Source organism: Micromonospora inyonensis (assembly GCF_900091415.1).
Taxonomy (GTDB): domain Bacteria; phylum Actinomycetota; class Actinomycetes; order Mycobacteriales; family Micromonosporaceae; genus Micromonospora; species Micromonospora inyonensis.
On record NZ_FMHU01000002.1, the window covers coordinates 3,566,504 to 3,583,660 of the forward strand.

At 71.3% G+C, this 17,157-nt stretch carries 17 protein-coding genes and 2 pseudogenes; 7 read left to right on the forward strand and 12 right to left on the reverse strand.

What is annotated here, in order from left to right; all coding sequences use genetic code 11:
- Positions 1-31: 31 nt before the first annotated feature.
- Positions 32-343 (reverse strand): Uma2 family endonuclease, encoded by a 312-nt coding sequence (locus GA0074694_RS30190; protein WP_176738166.1) that lies wholly within the window; start codon positions 341-343, stop codon positions 32-34.
- A 92-nt stretch (positions 344-435) separates the two neighbouring features.
- On the opposite strand from GA0074694_RS30190, the gene GA0074694_RS30195 reads away from it, so the two are divergent.
- Complete coding sequence (locus GA0074694_RS30195) at positions 436-1,776, forward strand: RNA-guided endonuclease InsQ/TnpB family protein (protein ID WP_218105838.1); 1,341 nt, start codon at positions 436-438, stop codon at positions 1,774-1,776.
- Entirely contained in the window at positions 1,668-1,901 is a 234-nt protein-coding gene (locus GA0074694_RS34425; protein WP_425413655.1) for a hypothetical protein, read from the forward strand. The genes GA0074694_RS30195 and GA0074694_RS34425 overlap by 109 nt, the downstream gene beginning before the upstream one ends.
- 50 nt (positions 1,902-1,951) lie before the next feature.
- Here the strand turns inward: GA0074694_RS34425 and GA0074694_RS30205 are convergent, their stop codons facing one another.
- Together GA0074694_RS30205 and GA0074694_RS30210 are read right to left on the reverse strand one after the other, a co-directional pair.
- Positions 1,952-2,158: a DUF397 domain-containing protein gene (locus GA0074694_RS30205; protein ID WP_091463254.1), complete on the reverse strand. Its 207-nt coding sequence runs from the start codon at positions 2,156-2,158 to the stop codon at positions 1,952-1,954.
- Entirely contained in the window at positions 2,149-2,955 is an 807-nt protein-coding gene (locus tag GA0074694_RS30210) for a helix-turn-helix domain-containing protein (RefSeq protein WP_091463255.1), read from the reverse strand. Before GA0074694_RS30210 ends, GA0074694_RS30205 begins: the two co-directional genes overlap by 10 nt.
- Positions 2,956-3,304: 349 nt before the next feature.
- On the opposite strand from GA0074694_RS30210, the gene GA0074694_RS30215 reads away from it, so the two are divergent.
- Positions 3,305-3,589 carry a hypothetical protein gene (locus tag GA0074694_RS30215; RefSeq protein WP_245714987.1) on the forward strand — a complete coding sequence of 95 codons (285 nt, stop codon included), beginning with the start codon at positions 3,305-3,307 and terminating at the stop codon, positions 3,587-3,589.
- 47 nt (positions 3,590-3,636) lie between these two features.
- Here GA0074694_RS30215 and GA0074694_RS30220 read toward each other — a convergent pair whose 3' ends face one another.
- Positions 3,637-4,191: a GNAT family N-acetyltransferase gene (locus GA0074694_RS30220; RefSeq protein ID WP_091463257.1), complete on the reverse strand. Its 555-nt coding sequence runs from the start codon at positions 4,189-4,191 to the stop codon at positions 3,637-3,639.
- Positions 4,192-4,242: 51 nt separating this feature from the next.
- On the opposite strand from GA0074694_RS30220, the gene GA0074694_RS30225 reads away from it, so the two are divergent.
- Positions 4,243-5,100, forward strand: coding sequence for a YhjD/YihY/BrkB family envelope integrity protein (locus GA0074694_RS30225; RefSeq protein WP_091463258.1), 858 nt, complete (start codon positions 4,243-4,245; stop codon positions 5,098-5,100).
- A gap of 54 nt (positions 5,101-5,154) precedes the next feature.
- Here GA0074694_RS30225 and GA0074694_RS30230 read toward each other — a convergent pair whose 3' ends face one another.
- Complete coding sequence (locus tag GA0074694_RS30230; protein WP_091463259.1) at positions 5,155-6,321, reverse strand: alkaline phosphatase PhoX; 1,167 nt, start codon at positions 6,319-6,321, stop codon at positions 5,155-5,157.
- Positions 6,322-6,389: 68 nt separating this feature from the next.
- Positions 6,390-8,564 carry an MMPL family transporter gene (locus tag GA0074694_RS30235; RefSeq protein ID WP_091463260.1) on the reverse strand — a complete coding sequence of 725 codons (2,175 nt, stop codon included), beginning with the start codon at positions 8,562-8,564 and terminating at the stop codon, positions 6,390-6,392.
- 110 nt (positions 8,565-8,674) lie between these two features.
- Between GA0074694_RS30235 and GA0074694_RS30240 the strand changes: the two genes are divergently transcribed.
- Complete coding sequence (locus GA0074694_RS30240; protein ID WP_091463261.1) at positions 8,675-9,436, forward strand: TetR/AcrR family transcriptional regulator; 762 nt, start codon at positions 8,675-8,677, stop codon at positions 9,434-9,436.
- Positions 9,437-9,447: 11 nt separating this feature from the next.
- Positions 9,448-10,191 (forward strand): annotated as a pseudogene (locus GA0074694_RS30245) (phytoene desaturase family protein); the annotation flags it as partial.
- Here GA0074694_RS30245 and GA0074694_RS30250 read toward each other — a convergent pair.
- Positions 10,109-11,674 (reverse strand): Rieske 2Fe-2S domain-containing protein, encoded by a 1,566-nt coding sequence (locus tag GA0074694_RS30250; protein ID WP_091463262.1) that lies wholly within the window; start codon positions 11,672-11,674, stop codon positions 10,109-10,111. The pseudogene GA0074694_RS30245 and the gene GA0074694_RS30250 overlap by 83 nt on opposite strands.
- 202 nt (positions 11,675-11,876) lie before the next feature.
- Here GA0074694_RS30250 and GA0074694_RS30255 point away from each other — a divergent pair, with 202 nt between their 5' ends.
- Positions 11,877-12,098, forward strand: a complete 222-nt coding sequence (locus GA0074694_RS30255; protein ID WP_091463263.1) for a DUF2631 domain-containing protein — start codon at positions 11,877-11,879, stop codon at positions 12,096-12,098.
- 96 nt (positions 12,099-12,194) lie between these two features.
- Here GA0074694_RS30255 and GA0074694_RS34430 read toward each other — a convergent pair whose 3' ends face one another.
- From GA0074694_RS34430 to frr, 5 genes and pseudogenes are all read right to left on the reverse strand, one after another.
- Positions 12,195-13,085: a DivIVA domain-containing protein gene (locus tag GA0074694_RS34430; protein WP_425413680.1), complete on the reverse strand. Its 891-nt coding sequence runs from the start codon at positions 13,083-13,085 to the stop codon at positions 12,195-12,197.
- A gap of 393 nt (positions 13,086-13,478) precedes the next feature.
- Positions 13,479-13,658: pseudogene (locus GA0074694_RS34435) on the reverse strand (DivIVA domain-containing protein); the annotation flags it as partial.
- Between the two features lie 31 nt (positions 13,659-13,689).
- Positions 13,690-14,829 carry a dual-specificity RNA methyltransferase RlmN gene (rlmN, locus tag GA0074694_RS30275; RefSeq protein ID WP_091463264.1) on the reverse strand — a complete coding sequence of 380 codons (1,140 nt, stop codon included), beginning with the start codon at positions 14,827-14,829 and terminating at the stop codon, positions 13,690-13,692.
- Positions 14,830-14,951: 122 nt separating this feature from the next.
- A complete protein-coding gene (locus GA0074694_RS30280; protein WP_091463265.1) occupies positions 14,952-16,277 on the reverse strand; it encodes a phosphatidate cytidylyltransferase in 1,326 nt (441 codons plus the stop codon).
- A gap of 312 nt (positions 16,278-16,589) precedes the next feature.
- Complete coding sequence (frr, locus tag GA0074694_RS30285) at positions 16,590-17,147, reverse strand: ribosome recycling factor (RefSeq protein ID WP_091463266.1); 558 nt, start codon at positions 17,145-17,147, stop codon at positions 16,590-16,592.
- Positions 17,148-17,157: the final 10 nt, after the last annotated feature.

Sequence of the window (17,157 nt, forward strand, 5' to 3'; positions counted from 1 at the left end):
CCCCAGCCGCGCGAACGGCCCGCCGGGAGCCTCAGCTCTCCGCGTCGTCCTGCTTCTCCGGACCGCCCTCGCCTTCCTCCGACGCCTCCTCGTCGAGGAGGTCAGCCGGGTCGACGGCGAACGCGAAGGGCCTCGTCATGGTGAAGGTGCTGCCGGCCGTCGCCGCGCTGAGGGGTTGGTACTGCCCCTCGGTCAACTCGAACAGGGCGATGGTGGGCACCCGATCACGTAGGTCGACGCGGAGGAAGAACGGAACACCGGCGGCTGCGTACTCGCGCGGCCGGTCGATCACGTCCTTGCGTCGGTCACCCGGCGACACGATGTCGCTGAGGATGATGTTCACCGGATCGCCGCCAGGATGCCCCATCCCTCAGGGCGGAGAGGAATGGCGGCCCCACTGCCACCCATGATCATCCTTTCGGGTAGGTTTGTCCTATGCGGACGGCGTACCGGTGTCGGGCGTACCCCACCCCGGAACAAGCAGCGGTACTGAACCGCACGTTCGGATGCGTCCGCGTCGTCTGGAACCGCACCCTGGCCGCCCGCACCACCCGCTGGCGCACCGACCGCATGTCGACGTCGTATGCCGAGACCGACCGGGCGTTGACGGGGATGAAGAAGCAGTCCGACCTGGCGTTCCTGGGCGAGGTCAGTTCGGTGCCGTTGCAGCAGACCCTGCGGCACCAACACGCGGCGATGACCGCGTTCTTCGCCAAGCGGGCCCGGTATCCGCGCTACAAGTCCCGCCATGGCCGGCAGTCCGCCTCCTACACTCGGTCGGCATTCCGCCTGCGCGACGGCAGGCTGTCCCTCGGGAAGACACCAGGAACGCTGGCGTTCGTGTGGTCGCGGCCCGACATCGACCCGGCCGAGCTGAATCCGACCATGGTGACGGTGTCCCGTGACCCGGACGGCCGCTGGTACGTGACCCTCGCCGTCGACATCGACACCCCTGCTCTGCCCGAGCCCACCGGGCAGGTGGTCGGCGTGGACCTCGGCCTGACCGACTTCGCGGTGCTGTCCACCGGCGAACGCATCCCCCACCCGAAACACATGGAGCGGCGGGAGCGCCGCCTGAAGCGCTACCAGCGGATGATGGCCCGCCGACAGAAAGGCTCCGCGAATCGGGCCACAGCGAAGCGGAAAGTGGCGCGGGCGCATTCGCGGGTGCGCGACGCCCGCCGGGACTTCCTCCACCAGACCAGCACGGCCCTGGTGCGCCGGTTCGACGCCATCGCCGTGGAAGATCTCGCCGTGGCGAACATGGTCCGCAACCGGTGTCTGGCGAAGGCGATCTCCCGCACCGGGTGGGCCGAGTTCCGCCACATGCTCACCTACAAGACACAGCGCGCCGGCCGGCACCTCGCCGTGGTCGACCGCTGGTACCCGTCCAGCAAGACCTGCTCCACATGCGGGCACCTGCTCGCCACCCTCTCATCGCCGTCGCCGCCGGGCTGGCGGAGACACGAAACGCCTGCGGAGCGGACGTCAGACGCGGAAGTTCTCCTTCCGTGCGGTCCGCGATCAACCAGGAAACCCCACTCGCGAGGGTGGAAATCCCCCGACTTTAAGCGGGGGAAGAAGCCAAGCTTCCGCTCAGGACCTCGCCACACCAGGGCGAGCTTCCAGACGGCGTGGCGAGTAGTCGACCGGCCCCGCAGTTCGTCGTGCTCTGCTCGTTCCACCAGATCGAGATCTGGGAACCGGGCAAGTATCCGAACGCCCCACTGCTCGCCTTCCCGCTCACCGAACTGCCCGACCGGTACGAATCCCTGATGGTGCTCGCTGGGGAGGAGTCCCTCTTCCACCAAGGCAACAACAAGGAACTAACCAAGGCCGCCGCGACGGCCGTCGCACAGGTCTACCGAGCCGCCCAGCAACTCGGCTTACCCGTCACCTGACAGACGCAGCAGCCCGGCTCCGGTCGGAGTCGGGCCACTGTCTCGCCCGTTCAGCTACGCGGTACGAACCCTCCGGCTGCGGTGGCCTGCGCGAAAGTGACCCACGCCGAAGGCTCGAAGGTGAGTACCGGTCCCTGCTGGTCCTTGCTGTCGCGTACCCCCACCGCGTCGGGCAGGTTCGTTGCCACCTCGACACAGGTGGAACCACCGTTGTCACTACGGGTGGACTTCCGCCACACCGCGTCGGTCAGGTCCATGACTTCGCCACCCCTCGAACGAGGTCCCGAGCTGCCCTGCGCGGCAAAGCCTCACCACGTAGGTTCTCCCATCTGCGCTGAAGGCTATCAACGTCCTCGGGCCGATCGGTGACGTGCGCCCACAGTGGGTTGTCGAGGTGTGCCACCTCAGCACCGTCCGGCGTCTTGGCGAGGATGAACGGCCCGGCCAGGCCGGCATACATGCCGACGTCCGCCGGCACCACATGCAGGTGGACATGCGGTCGCTCGGAGATCCGAAGCAGGTGTTCGAACTGTTCACGCATCACCGCAGGCTCACCGGCCCTGCGGTGCAGGACAGCCTCATCGATGACGACTACGAGCTCGGGTGGATCGTCACCGGACAGAATCGCCTGCCGCTCCAGACGTGAACTCACCCGCTGCTCGATCTCGCTCTGCCGGAGCATGCCACCACCACCGAGCACCGCGCGGGCGTACGCCTCGGTTTGCAGCAGACCGGGGACGAGGGAGGGCTCGAACCAGCGGATCAGGGTGGCCTCCTTCTCCACCGAGATCCACTCACGCAGCCAGGGCGGCGCGGCGTCGGCGCGGACCAGGTTCAGCAGCCGCTCGAAGAGGCCACCGGCCCGCAACTCCGCGTCGACCCGGGCGACGAAGTCCTGCGAGGGCGTACGGTGGCCGATCTCCACCATGCCGATCAGCGAGGACGAGTAGTTGATCCGCTGGGCCAGCTCCTCCTGACTCAGCCCGGACTCCTTGCGCGCCCGGCGCAACTCCCCACCGAGGAACTCCAAAGTCGACACCCGACCACCGGCCATCACACCTCCACCACACGTGCGCCCACCGCCGCCACCATCCGCCACCGGACCGGCGCGGACGAGCACGCCCTCCGCTGGGACGACCAGCCATCTTCCTGACCGTAGTCGAGTCGACGCAGAGTGTGAACACGCGCCCCGACGAGAGGATCGACATGGCACGTCGTCACGGCCCCGTACCGCTGGCTCCTCGGCACCGCCGCGACTGGTCGCGGTTCGGTCGGTACTGCGTCTGCGGGTTGCGCTGGCCCTGCCCGGATCGGCTGGCTCCCGTACCGGTGGAACCACCCGCACCGCCACCACCGCCTGCCCGGCCGGGCCGGCGGACCAGCGTGCCCCGGATCGTCACGTGGTGCGGACGGGGGCCATGGCGGTGAGCGGCGTGTCCCTGGCCGACCTGCGCCGGCACGTGGCCGCGCGGCCGACCTGGCGGTGTCGGGTCTGCGCCGCACCGTGGCCGTGCCAGCCCGCGAAACTGGGCCTGCGCACCGAGTACGCCGACAACCGGATCGCCCTGACGCTTCACCTCTCCGCGCTCCTGTACGACGCGATCGCCGACCGGATCGACACCGGTTCACCCGACGCCGGAAGGGACGCCCTCTTCGCCCGGTTCGTCGGCTGGACCCGGGTGCGGTGACCGACGCTGACCGCGCTCCCTGCTGGTCAGCATCGGGCCGACAAGGTTCAGCGGGGCGCCGGCCGGTGCAGGACGAAGGTGTCGACCTCGGTGCCGCCGTACCAGTCGGTGCGCCGGCCGACGTAGCTCATGCCGAGCCGGCGGGCCACCGCCTTGGACGGCTCGTTGCCCGGGTGGACGACGGCGTGGATCGTCTCGGTCGGGGTGTGGGCGAACTCCCGGTCGATCAGCGCCCGGGCCGCCTCGGTGGCGTAGCCGTGGCCCCAGTGGTCAGGGTGCAGGTGCCAGCCCACCTCGATGTCGTCGGTCAGCACCGGGTCGTCCGGGCCGGGCAGTTGCTTGATCATGGTGGTGCCGACCACCTGCCCGGTGCCGCGCAGTTCGACCGCCCAGATGTCGTACCAGCCGTCGCGGGAACCGCGCAGCTCCCAGCGACGCAGCAGCTCGACCGCCTGTTCCGGGGCGGTGAGCGGCAGGATGCCGCCGCCGAACCAGCGCACCACCTCGGGCCGGGAGTACATGTCGTAGAGGGCCTCCAGGTCGGCCGGCTCCCGCGTCCAGGGGCGGACCAGCAGGCGTTCCGTCTCGGTGATGACAGCCATGTCGCGGGATCGTAATGCGTGCCGTCGCCTGCCGCGGGGAATAAGCCGGCGATGGGCAGCGGATGGCAGCGCACGACACGGATCGCCCGGGGGGCCTTCCGGCCGGTACGCGGCCGGGACCTGTCGCTGCACGCCGCCGCGATCACGTTCTACGGGGCGATCGCCGTGGTGCCGGTCGCCCTGCTGGCGATCTGGCTGACCGGGCTGCTCGCCGGCGCGGACCGGGTCCGCCGGCTCGCGTCGTACGCGGTGGAGACGCTGCCCACCGAGATCGGCGCGCACCGGGCGGTGGCCGCGCTGGTCGACGGCGGCCTGGAGTTGACCCCCATGTTCGCGCTCGCTTCCCTGCTGCCGGCGTCGCTGTACGGCGAGGGTTTCCGCCGCGCGTTCGTCTCGGTCGCCACCCCGCCCGATCCGGACGAGTCGCTGGTCGGCTGGCGCGGTCGGCTCCTGCTGCTGCCGCTGCTCGCGCCGGCCCCCGCCCTGCTGCTGTCGATCCTGGTGGCGTTGCCGCTGACCACCCGGCTGGTCCGGCAGGGTGGTTGGATCGGCGCGCTCGGCGTGGTGCTGTCGTTCCTGTCGGTGTGGCTGGTGCTCACCCCGGTGCTGCTCTGGGTGTTCCGGGTGGTCGGGCCGGCGACCCCGGACTGGCTCTCCGCGTTGGCCGTCGGCTCGTTCACCGCCGCGAACCTCTCCGGGTTCGTGCACGGCTTCGTGCTGTTCTGTTCGCTACCACTGGATCTCGGGGTGCCGTTCGGCGGTTTCGATTCGGTCGGCGCGGGCGTGGCCGTCCTGCTCTGGCTCTACCTCTTCCACGTGATCGTGCTCGCCGGCTACTCGGCCACCCTCGCCCTCTCCCGCTGGCGCGCCCGCCGGTCCCTCTCCCCCGGGCACGTCACCTCCCGGTGACCCTGCCGGGCCGGGGACGACCCGAGCACATGATCACCGGGGGTGGCGGTGGTGTCAGGACCGGAACGGGCCGGTGACCTCGTAGGTGATGCCGTCGGTGCCGGCAATGCCGCCACCCGGGCCACGCTGGGAGGAGAAGTAGAGGCGGCGGCCGTCCGGGGAGAAGGCCGGGCCGGTGATCTCCGACTCGGACTGTCCGGGCAGGCGCAGGAACGGGGCGACGACCCCGCCCGGCGTGATGAGGTTGATCTCCATGTTGCCGCCGTCCTCGGCCACGTAGAGGTCACCGCCCCGGGTGCCGGTGATGTTGTCGACGTTGGTCAGCGTGGCGGTTCCGGCCGGCACCAGCGAGTCGTCGTACGCCAGGTCGAGGCGCTGGTCGACCGCGTCGTACGCCCAGACCCGACCGTCGCCCTTGGTGGTGAAGTAGCAGACGCCCCGGTCGTACCAGCAGCCCTCGCCGCCGACGAAGCGCTTGGCCGCGCCGACCTGCTTGCGGGTGGGGGTCGGGAAGCCGTCCCGGTCCGGGATGTCGGCCCAGGTGACCGGGCCGGCGACCTGGTCGGCGGGGGCGCAGAGCACCTGCACCCGGCCGTTGCGCAGGTCGCCCCAGACGTCCGGGACGAACCGGTAGAAGCAGCCGTCCCCCTCGTCCTCGGTCAGGTAGACCACCTTCCGGTCCGGGTCGCAGGCGGCGGCCTCGTGCTTGAAGCGGCCCATCCGGCTGCGCTCCTCCGCCGCGCGGCTGCCGTCCGGCCAGGTCTCGTAGACCACGCCGAGCGGCGTCTCCTCGCAGGAGAGCCAGGTGCCCCACGGGGTGGCACCGCCGGCACAGTTCAGGTTGGTCTCGGAGAGGATGCGGTACGCCGACGCGATCGACCCGTCGGCCCGGAAGCGCACCGCGGACGCCCCGCCGAGCAGCGGGATCTCCGAGTTGGAGACGTAGATCCAGCCGTCTGCGGTCGGGAAGCAGGCCCCGCCGTCCGGCGCGGCGTGCCACAGGTAGCCGGTGCCGGAGACGACCCGGCCGGAGCGGGCGATGATCCGGCTGGTGAAGCCGGCAGGCAGCTCGACCCCGTTGGCGTCGACGGGGAGCCGGTCGCCGTACGGGCTGGGGCCGGGCTGGGCGACGGCGGCGAAGGCCTGCTGCCAGAGCGCTCCGGCGAAGGTGGCGGTGCCCGCGCCGAGGATGGCGGCGCGCAGGACGGTACGACGCTCCACGGTTACATCCAGATATAAATGTCAATGCCCCGACGACACTACGGCCGTCAGGGCATTGATCGCAGTCCCTATCTGGATAACGCGGCGTGACGCTCACCGGTCGGGGCGGTCTCGTCGTCCCCGGACTCCGACTCGCGGATGCCGTACCGGCGGTAGACCCGGCCGAGCGGGCCCGGGGCCCACCAGTTCCACCGACCGAGCAGACGCATGCTCGCCGGCACCAGCAGCGCCCGGACCAGCGTGGCGTCCACCACGATCGCCACGATCATGCCGATGCCGACCAGCTTGATGTAGGCCATGCCGCCGGTGGCGAACCCGGCCACCACGACGATCAGCAGCAACGCGGCGGCGGTGATGATCCGCCCGGTGTACTGAAGGCCCGCCGCGACCGACGCGGTGTTGTCGCCGCTGCGGTCCCACTCCTCCCGCACCCGGGACAGCAGGAAGACCTCGTAGTCGGTGGCGAGGCCGAACAGGACCGCGAGCATGAAGATCGGGTTGCTCGGCTCGACGAAGCCGGTCGGGGTGAAGCCGAGCGCGTCGGCGAAGTGCCCGTCCTGGAAGATCCAGACCACGACGCCGAAGGACGCGCCGATCGAGACCAGGTTCATCAGCACCGCCTTGATCGGCAGTACCACCGACCCGAAGGCGAGGAAGAGCACGATCAGCGTGGCCGCCGCCATCAGCAGCGCCATCCAGGGCAGCCCGGCGGAGAGACTCTCGAGCAGGTCGTAGTCGGCGGCGGGACGCCCCGTGACGAGCACCTCCGCACCGTCCGGCGCGGGCAGCTCCCGAATCGCCCGCACCGCGTCCTGCGCGACGTCCCCGGTCGGCTCGCCGGTGTAGGTGACGCTGAGCAGGGTCGAGGTGCCCCGGTTGGCGGCCACGGTCACCCCGGTGATCCCCTCCACCCCGGCCACCCGGTCGGCGAAGGGCTGGACCTGCTCGACCGGGGCGCCGGAGACCAGCACGTCGATCGGGGCGACCGTGCCGCCCGGGAAGTCCTCGCTGATCCGGTCGGCGACCACCCGCGGTTCGGAGCCGGCCGGCAGCACCCGCTCGTCGAAGCCGCCGAACTCCATCCGCAACGACGGCACCGCGAGGACCGCGAGCACCGCCAGCACCCCGAGCAGGTAGGGCACCGGGCGACGCATCACGCTGCGGGCGATCCGGGCCCAGGCGCCACCGGTCACCGCCGGCTGGGCGCGCCGCCGCTTCGGCAGTGGTACGCGCAGCGCGTTGATCCGTGGGCCGAGCACCACGAGCAGGGCCGGCAGCACGGTCAACGAGGCCAGCATGGCGATCAGGACGGCGGCCACCCCACCGAGGGCCATGGAACGCAGGAACGCCATCGGGAAGATCAGCAGGCTGGACATGGCCAGGGCGATGATCACCCCGGAGACCAGCACGGTACGGCCGGCGGTGGCCATGGTCCGGCTGATGGCGGATCCCACGTCGCGCCCGGCGTCCAGTTCCTCACGGAACCGGCTGACGACGAAGAGCGCGTAGTCGATCGCCATGCCCAGGCCGATCAGCGTGATCACGTTGATCGCGAAGATCGACACCTCGGTGACCATGTTCAGCAGGCGGACCGCGATGAACGCGCCGAGAATGGCCAGGCCACCGATGAGCAGCGGGGTCATGGCGGCGACCAGGCCCCGGAAGATCAGGATGAGCAGCACCAGCAGCACCGGCATGGAGAGGATCTCGGCCTTGGTGATGTCCTCGGTGGTCTGCTCGTTCGCCACGTGGTTGAACGGCACCGTGCCCCCGGTCTCGGTGCGCACGCCGGGGGTGTCGAAGACCGGGACGAGGTCGCCGTACGCGGCGGTCTTGTCGTCCACGTCGGTGGCGCGCAGCTGCACCAGGGCGTAGGTGGCCCGCCGGTCGTCGCTGACCAGGGTGGGCGCCTGGGTCTCGTACCAGCTGGTGACCTGGCTCACCTCGGCGTGCCCGCGCAACCGGGTCAGGGTCGCCGCGACCGGGTCCCGGAAGGCCGGCTGGTCGACGGTGGCCGTGTCGCTGGAGAAGAGGACGATCACGTCCGCGCCCTGCGGCCCCAACTCCTCGGTGATCCGGACGACGGCCCGGCTCGACTCGCTGGCCGGATCGTCGAAGCCTCCGCCGGTCAGCTGGTCGAAGACCGCCGCACCCCAGGTCGCGCCGACCGCGACCAGGGCCAGCGCGGCGGCGAGCACCGCCCAGCGAAGCCGCACCACCACCCGCCCCCACCAGGCGAACATCGCATCTCCCTTCACCGACCCCGAGGTCGTAGGATGTAACTGTCGATCATTTGAGTGAACACCGTTAACTTACGCAACGGCGTTCTCGGCCGTCAAGGAGCCCTGCCGCAGTGACCCCATCGAGTCGGCGCGAACGCCTCCGTACGGCAACCGTCTCCGAGATCAAGGACGGAGCACGACGGTTGTTGGTGACGGGTGGACTCGACGCCGTCTCGCTGCGGGCCATCGCGCGCGACATGGGCATGACCGCCCCCGCGATCTACCGCTACTTCCCCAGCCTGGAGGCGCTCATCGCCGGCCTGGCCGCGGACTTCTACGACGAGCTGCGCGAGGCCGTCGAGGCGGCCCGGGACGCCGCCGGGGACGACCCCCTCGACCAGCTGCTCGCCATGAGCCGGGCGTTCCGCCGCTGGGGGGTCGGCAACCGCGCCGAGTTCACCCTGATCTTCGGCAACCCGGTGCCGGGGCTGGAGGAGTTCACCGACGCCTGCGGCGACGAGGACCACCCCGGCGCGCGGCTCGGCACGGTCTTCGTCCGTCCGCTGGCCACCCTCGCCGAGCGGGCCGGGCTGCGGACCCCACCCCGGGAGTTCCTGGAGGAGCACCTCGGCGACCGGCTCGCACCGCTGCGCCGCAGTCACGGCGACCTGTCGCTGGAGGTCGCGTACGCCTTCCTCAGCGGCTGGACCCGGATCTACGGCCTGATCGCCATGGAGGTCTTCGACCACCTGCGCTGGGCGGTCACCGAACCGGAAGCGCTCTTCGAGACCGAACTGGCCACCTTCGTCGCCCAGCTCAGCCCCGCCGCGGCCCCCTCCGGTACGCCCCGGGCGACGGTCCGGTTGGCCCCGCAGCGGGCCCGGTCACACTAGGCTGCCCGGGCATGACAACCGAGCTGCCGTCCCGAGCCGACGTCGTGATCGTCGGAGCCGGGCACAACGGTCTGGTCTCCGCCGTCCTGCTGGCCCGCGCCGGCCTGCGCGTGGTGGTGCTGGAGGCCGCCGACACCATCGGCGGGGCCGCCCGGACGGAGAACCCGTTCCCGAAGGTCCCCGGCCTGCGCCACTCCACCGGCTCGTACCTGCTCGGGCTGATGCCGCCCGAGCTGCTCGCCACGCTGGACGTGCGCATCCCGGTGCTGCGCCGCGATCCGCACTACTTCCTGCCCACCCCGGGCGGACCCGGCTCGCCGTACCTGCTGGTGGGGAGCGACCGGGCGGCCACCCGGGCCCAGCTCACGGAGTTCTTCTCCCCCGCCGACGTGGCCGCCGACGACGCCATGCAGGCCGAGTTGGCCGCGCTCCGCGAGGACCTCGCCCCGGCCTGGCTCGCCGAGCCGCTGCCGGTGGAGGAGACCGCGCAGCGGTACGTCCGCCCCGCCCTGCGCGAGACCTTCGTCGCGCTGGTACGCGGTTCCGTCGCCGACTACCTGGCCCGGTTCGACTTCCGCTCCGAACTGCTGGTCAGCATGTACGCGGTCACCGACGGGCTCTCCGGGCTCAACGCCGGCCCCGACGACCCGGGCACCGGGCACAACTTCCTGGTCAGGAGGCCGGGGTCTCGGCGCGGTGGGCGCGGATCTTGTGGCCGACGCTGGTCAGGCAGCGCCCGCTGGCCAGGTCGAACCTCCAGCCGTGCAGCTGGCAGGTGAGCTGGTCGCCCTCGACGATGCCGAACCGGGTCAGGTCCGCCTTCAGGTGCGGGCAGCGCCGCTGCACCACCCAGTCCCCGATGGTGACGTCCTCGGCGTCGCTGCTGCGCTCGTGCTCGTCGTACCAGCCTTCGGCGTACTGCTGGCGCTCCCGGGAGAGGCACTTGAAGAACGCGTAGACGAACTCGTTGTACTGGCCGATCCGGGCCGCCGAGAAGCGGCAGGAGAGGAAGAGCGAGTTGACCCAGTCCACCTCGCCGATGTGCAACAGGTGCTCGACCAGGGCGCGCTCGGTGCGGAAGCGGTACCGGACCTTCTCGTCCGCGTACGGCCGCACCTCCTTGCCCGGGAAGTCCACCACGATCGATTCAATGGTCTCCCCGCCTGAGCTGTCAGTGCCGACCAGATCGAAGCGGACCGGGCCGCCGACCCCCTTGGCCAGGTAGACCGACTCCTCCAGCAGCGGCTCGACGCGGCGCTTCATCTCCTTCAGGACGTCGATTTCCGGGTGCCGCCAGGACGCCTTCTCCGCCTCGATGACCGGACGCTTGCGCTCCCGCATCTCCTCCAGGTGGGCGACCTTGTTGGCGAAGAACTCGTCGACCGGCACCGGGTGGGTGGTCTCGCAGGAGTCCGTGGTGATCTCGGCGACGCTGCCGGGCAGCAGCACCACGCCGTTGGTGCCGCCGACCCTGGCGTACTCGGAGAGGAAGACCGACTGGTCGGGGAAGATGTTCCCCTCGTCGCCGTGGATGTCGTTGAACTGCCACAGCTCGTCGTCGAGGAAGCAGGGCGGACCCGCGATCGGGAAGACGTGGTCGGCCTTCAGGTCGTCGATGTAGCGCCAGGTGCGGTCGAACTGCCGGTCCCGCTTCTGCTTGCCGAAGGCGGTCTTGGCGGCCTGCGGCAGCTCGTAGACCATCGGGTACCAGATCGCGCCGGAGAACTGGAGCATGTGCGCGTGCACGTGCCCCAGCTCGGCGAAGGTGCTCAGGTCGGTGGGACGGGCGTCGTTCTGGTTGAGCAGGCGGACGCCGTCGTACTCCACCCAGAGCGAGGAGTCGCCGATCGGCCCGTCGGTCGGGCTGGTCAGCGACTGGATCATGATCTTCAGCCCGCCGTCGAGTTCGTGCACCTCCTCGTTGCGGGTCCGGAGGAAGCTGGTGAAGCCCAGCTCGCGCAGCTCGTCCTCCATCTCGGAGGTGGGGAAGGCGGGCAGCAGCACGGTCGCCTTCTTGGACACGAACCGCTTCAGGTGCGCCGCGTCGAAGTGGTCCCGGTGCAGGTGCGAGACGTAGAGGTAGTCGACCCGGCCGAGCGTCTCCCAGTCGAGCTGGGAATTGTCCGGGAACGGGAACCACGACGCGAAGTAGGCCGGGTTGACCCAGGGGTCGCAGAGGATGCTGCCCGCCACCGTGTCGATTCGCATGCTGGCATGCCCCGTACCGGTCACTCGCACCGTACAGTCCCCCTCAAAACGACAACCAAGGTGTACGACAAGACGCTACCGGAGTGGCCCTGGCCCGCTCACCGCGACGCCGGTAGTGCCCCTGGCCCCCGGACGCCGGCAGCCGCCGAGCCGGCCGGCCGGACCCTGCGCCGCGCCCGGTACGGGGCGTGCCAGACTAATCGGAGATCCGATCGCGAGGGAAGGACCGACAGTGGCAGGAAGCGAGCCGGTAACGTCGCCAGACCAGCACGAGCCGGGGCACCGCAAGGCCGGTCAGATCGGCGCGGTCCTCACCGCGCTGGCGTTGCTGGCGATGCTCTGCGGCAACCACGAGGGCAGGGTCGAGAACATCTTCCTGATCGCGGGTGCGGCGCTGCTGCTGCTGGTCGTCATCGGCGACGTGGTGCTGCGCCGCAACGGCCTGCGGTCCTGACCGTCGGCCGGTCGACCCGCGCGACGACGTGCCGAGGGCCCGCTCCCCACTTCGGGGTGCGGGCCCTCGGTCGTTCCCGGGTCCGCCTGCTCGGCGTCAACGGCCGAGCAGGATCTCCTGTACGTCCTTCAGTGCCGCGTCGACCTCCGCCTCGAAGTAGCCGCCCGGGACGAGCGGGAAGCGCATGCTGTCGAGGTCCTTCGGGTTGACCGGCATCGGACCCCGCCCCGACATACCCCCGAGCAGGCTGTCGAAGAAGCGGTCCACCTGATCCGGGTCGTACCCGCTGCCGAAGCGCCGGACCTGGAATCCACGCCGGATCTGGTCCACGCGGTGAAGGTCACTGCCGGGTGGACCGGCCATCGGCGGCGGACCGGCCGGGGGGCCACTGGCCGGCTGCGCGGGCAGCGCCGGGGGCATCCCGGGCGGCGGGCCGGGGACCGGCGGACCAGCCGGGCCACGCCCGCGCAGCTCCCGGTCGGGCATCCGGATCTCCGCCGTCATGTCCGCCCGACCACGCCGTCCGGCCTCGAACCCGTCGAACCGGTCGTCCGGCCCGTACCCGCCGGGACCGGCGGGAACACCACGGGGCGGCGGGCCGCCGGGCCCGGGCGGAGGTCCGCCGTGACCGCGAGGCGCGTCGTAGTCCTCCCGGGGCGCGTCGAACCCGCCCGGGAAGCCACCGGTCGGCTCGTCGTACCGGCCGTACCGGTCGGCGGGGTTGGCCTGCGCGGGCATCGGTCGAGGCGGTAGCGGCGGCGGGACGGGCCTGCCCCGCTCGTCACGCATCGGAGGGCCCATCCGGTCCGGCGGACCCATCCGGTCCGGCGGACCCATCCGGTCCGGCGGACCCATCCGGTCTGGGGGGCCCATCCGGTCAGGCGGACCCATCCGGTGCTCCGGTGGGCCCATCCGGTCAGGCGGGCCCACGCGGTCAGGCGGGCCCATCCGGTGCTCCGGTGGGCCCATGCGATCGGGCGGACCCATCCGATGCTCGGGCGGACCCATCCGGTCCGGTGGGCCGAGGCGATCCGGCGGGGTCATGCGGTCAGGCGGGCCCATGTGTGCCGGGGGACCCATGCGGTCCTGGGGACCCATGCGGTCCTGGGGACCCATGCGGTCCTGGGGACCCATGCGGTCCTGGGGACCCATGCGGTCCTGGGGACCCATGCGGTCCTGGGGACCCATGCGGTCGGGCGGGCCCATCCGGTGCTCCGGTGGGCCCATGCGGTCAGGGGGACCCATCCGATGCTCGGGCGGACCCATGCGGTCAGGGGGACCCATCCGGTCACCGACCCTGGCGGGGACGGCTCCGCCGCGCTCCTCCAGCTCGGCGAGCTGCCGCTCGACCCGGTCCAGGTGGAGGTCGACCTGCCACTCGTCGTACCCGTTGAAGCGGACGCGGAAGACGACGTCGTGCACCTCCTGGGAGGCCACGGGCGCACCGACCGGCTCACCGGCGAGGGTCGCCTCGACCCGGTCCAGGAAGGCGTCCACCTCGTCGACCTTGTAGCCCCGGCGGAGCGCCTTTCGCCGGAAACGCTGACCCTGACTCGCCACTATGTCTCCTGGTTCAGTTCGCTACGCCCCGTCACGCCGTCGCTCCGTCCTTCTCCCCCTCGGCCGCGGCCAGCTGCCCACACGCGCCGTCGATCTCCCGCCCACGCGTGTCCCGCACGGTGGTGGAGACCCCGGCGGCACGCAGCCTCCGGACGAACTCCCGCTCGACCGGTTTGGGACTGGCGTCCCACCGGCTGCCGGGGGTCGGATTGAGCGGGATGAGGTTCACGTGCGCCAGCCTGCCGGCCAGCAACCGGCCGAGCAGGTCCGCCCGCCAGGGCTGGTCGTTGACGTCCCTGATCATCGCGTACTCGATCGACACCCGACGCCCCGTCCGGGCCGCGTAGTCCCATGCGGCGTCCAGCACCTCGGCGACCTTCCAGCGCTGGTTGACCGGCACAAGCTCGTCCCGAAGCTCATCATCGGGGGCGTGCAGGGAGAGCGCAAGGGTCACCGAGAGGTCTTCGCTGGCCAGGCGTCGGATGGCGGGCACCAGGCCGACCGTGGAAACGGTGATGTGCCGCTGCGACAGGCCCAGGCCCTCCGGCGCCGGTGCGGTCAACCGGCGGATCGCCGCGACCACCCGGGAGTAGTTCGCCAACGGCTCGCCCATGCCCATGAACACCACGTGCGACAGCCGGGCCGGTGAGCCGGCGACCACACCCGAGGCGGCCACCCCGGCGAGGTAGACGGCCTGGTCGACGATCTCCGCAGTGGAGAGGTTACGGGTGAGCCCGGCCTGGCCGGTCGCGCAGAACGGGCAGGCCATGCCGCAGCCGGCCTGGCTGGAGATGCAGACCGTCACCCGATCCTGGTAGCCCATCAGAACACTCTCGACCAGGGAGCCGTCGTGCAGCCGCCAGAGCGCCTTGCGGGTGGCCCCGTCGTCGCACGCCAGCTCGCGCACCGGGTTGAGCAGTCTCGGCAGCAGGGTGCCGGTCAGCCGCTCACGGGCCGCCGCGGGCAGGTCGGTCATCAGTGCCGGGTCCCGGACCAGTCGCCCGAAGTAGTGCGTGGAGATCTGCCGCGCCCGGAAGGCCGGCTCCCCGATCTCGGCGAGGAGGGCCTGGCGACCCGCGAGGTCGAGGTCGGCAAGGTGGCGCGGGGGCAGAGAGGCCCGTCGGGCAGCGGCGGCGTCCGGATCGACCGGGATCATGGGCAGGCTCGTCATGGCCTGTCCAGTCTCCCACGCCCGCGCCGCCCCCGGCCCGTCCACCGGTGTCCGGCCGCTGTCGGAACCCCTGACCAGGACGGAATTCCTGACCAGGACGGAATCCCGTCGTGATCCATGCCTCAGTTCACCACCGGCACGAAGACCGCGAGCAGCAGGTACGCCGTCGGCACCGCGAAGAGGATCGAGTCGAGCCGGTCCATCAGCCCGCCGTGGCCGGGGAGCAGATTGCTCATGTCCTTGATGCCGAGATCCCGCTTCATCATCGACTCGGCGAGGTCACCGAGGACCGCCGCCACCGACACGGCCATTCCGAACAGGGCCCCCCACCAGGGCGCCACGTCGAACAGCGCCCAGATCAGCAGGGCGCTACCGAGCGCCGCCGCACCGACCGAGCCGGCGAAGCCCTCCCAGGACTTGCTCGGGCTGATCGTGGGAGCCATCCGGCGCTTGCCGAAGTTGGCGCCGGCGGCGTAACCCCCAGTGTCGGAGAGGACGACCCCGGCCAGGGTGACCAGGACCCGCAGGTGGCCGTCCCCGGGCACGGCGGCGAGCAGCGCCGCGAATCCGGCGAGGAACGGCACGTAGACGGCGATCAGGGTGGCCGCGACCATGTCGCGGCCCAGCCCGGCCTTACCGTCGGCGAGCCGCCACACCAGGGTCGCCGCCACCGTCACCAGCAGTCCGAGCGTCAGCGCGTCCGGCCCGGACCACCAGGCCATCCCGACGGTGAGCACGCCACCGGCGATCAGCGGGACCAGCGGCGGCCGGGCGTCGGCGCGGCGCACCGCCCGCCCCATCTCCCACATGCCGACCGCCACCGCCACCACCAGCACGGCGAGGAAGGCCCTGATCTCCGTGAAGAGCGGCACCAGAATCAGCGCGCCGAGCGCGACACCCACCCCGATCGCGGCGGGCAGGTTACGGCCGGCCCGGCTCGACCGGCTGTGCCCGGCGGCAGATCCGCCGCCCCGGACCGGGCGTCGCCGGCCGCGCCAGCGCCCCGGGGGTCGCTCCGGCGCGGGCTCCGCCCCCACCGGCCCCGTGGGGGGGCACCCGTGCTCCGACGGGTCCGGTGCGCTCCCGGACTGCGGCTCCGGCTCGGTGCCGGCGACCGGCCCCGGTCCGGGGTACGGGTCGCCGTCCGGCCCGGGAGGCGGGTCGGGCTCCGGTGCGCCGGCAGGGTGGTACGGGTCGAGGCCACCGGTCGGCACCGGCTCGGCGGACCAGGCCCGCTCGAAGTCGGGATGACCGGGTACGAGGGTGGGCTGGTCGTCCGGCCGCGCCTCGTACTCCTCGGGGGTCCAGGTCTCGGCGGGCTGCTCGGCGTACACGTGCCGCACCCGGCTACCGGGTTCCAGGTCGGGCTCCGGCCACGGAAGGGCGGGACGGGCCACGCGGTCCCTGCCGCGGGGCTCGATGCTGCCGTAGGAGTCGAGGTGGGACATCACGCACCGAACGGATGCGAGGCGAGTTCCACCGCAAGACGCAAGACCAAGACCATCCCCTGCACGCGACTGTTGTCCGTCCGGCACTCCCGCCCGACGGTCGGGAGATTCCCACTGTTCACGCTCCGGCAGTGGCGAATCGAGCCGAGCCTACTGCACCTGCGGGCCGCGCACTCCCGCAGACGAGGCCCGCCGTACGCCGGGTGCGACCCGACGGCGCCGGACAGCCGACGGCACCGGTGCCCGCCGCCGACAGGGCGGACAGCGCACCGGTGCCGGAGAGCGCGGACGACCAGCGGTCGTCGCGCCGCTTCACACCTCGAGCAGCTCGGCTTCCTTGTGCTTGACCAGCTCGTCGACGTTGGCGACGTACCGCTGGGTGAGGTCGTCGAGCTCCTTCTCGGCACGGCGACCGTCGTCCTCGCCGGCCTCGCCGTCCTTGACGATGCGGTCCAGCTCCTCCTTGCCCCGGCGGCGCACGTTGCGGATCGCCACCTTGGCTTCCTCACCCTTCTGCCGGGCGACCTTGATCATGTCGCGTCGGCGCTCCTCGGTCATCTGCGGGAGCAGGATGCGCAACTGGTTGCCCTCGTTGTTGGGGTTGACGCCCAGGTCGGAGTCGCGGATCGCCTTCTCCATCGCGCCCAGCTGCGAGTTGTCGTACGGCTTGATGATCGCCATCCGCGGCTCCGGGATCGCGACCGAGGCCATCTGGGTCAGTGGCGTGGGGGTGCCGTAGTAGTCGATGATGACCTTGGAGAACATGTTCGGAGTGGCCCGCCCGGTGCGGATCGCGCCGAACTCCTCCTTGGCGTGCTCGACCGCACGCTCCATCTTCTCCTCGGCCTCGAGGAGGGTGTCGTCGATCACCTGTCCCCTC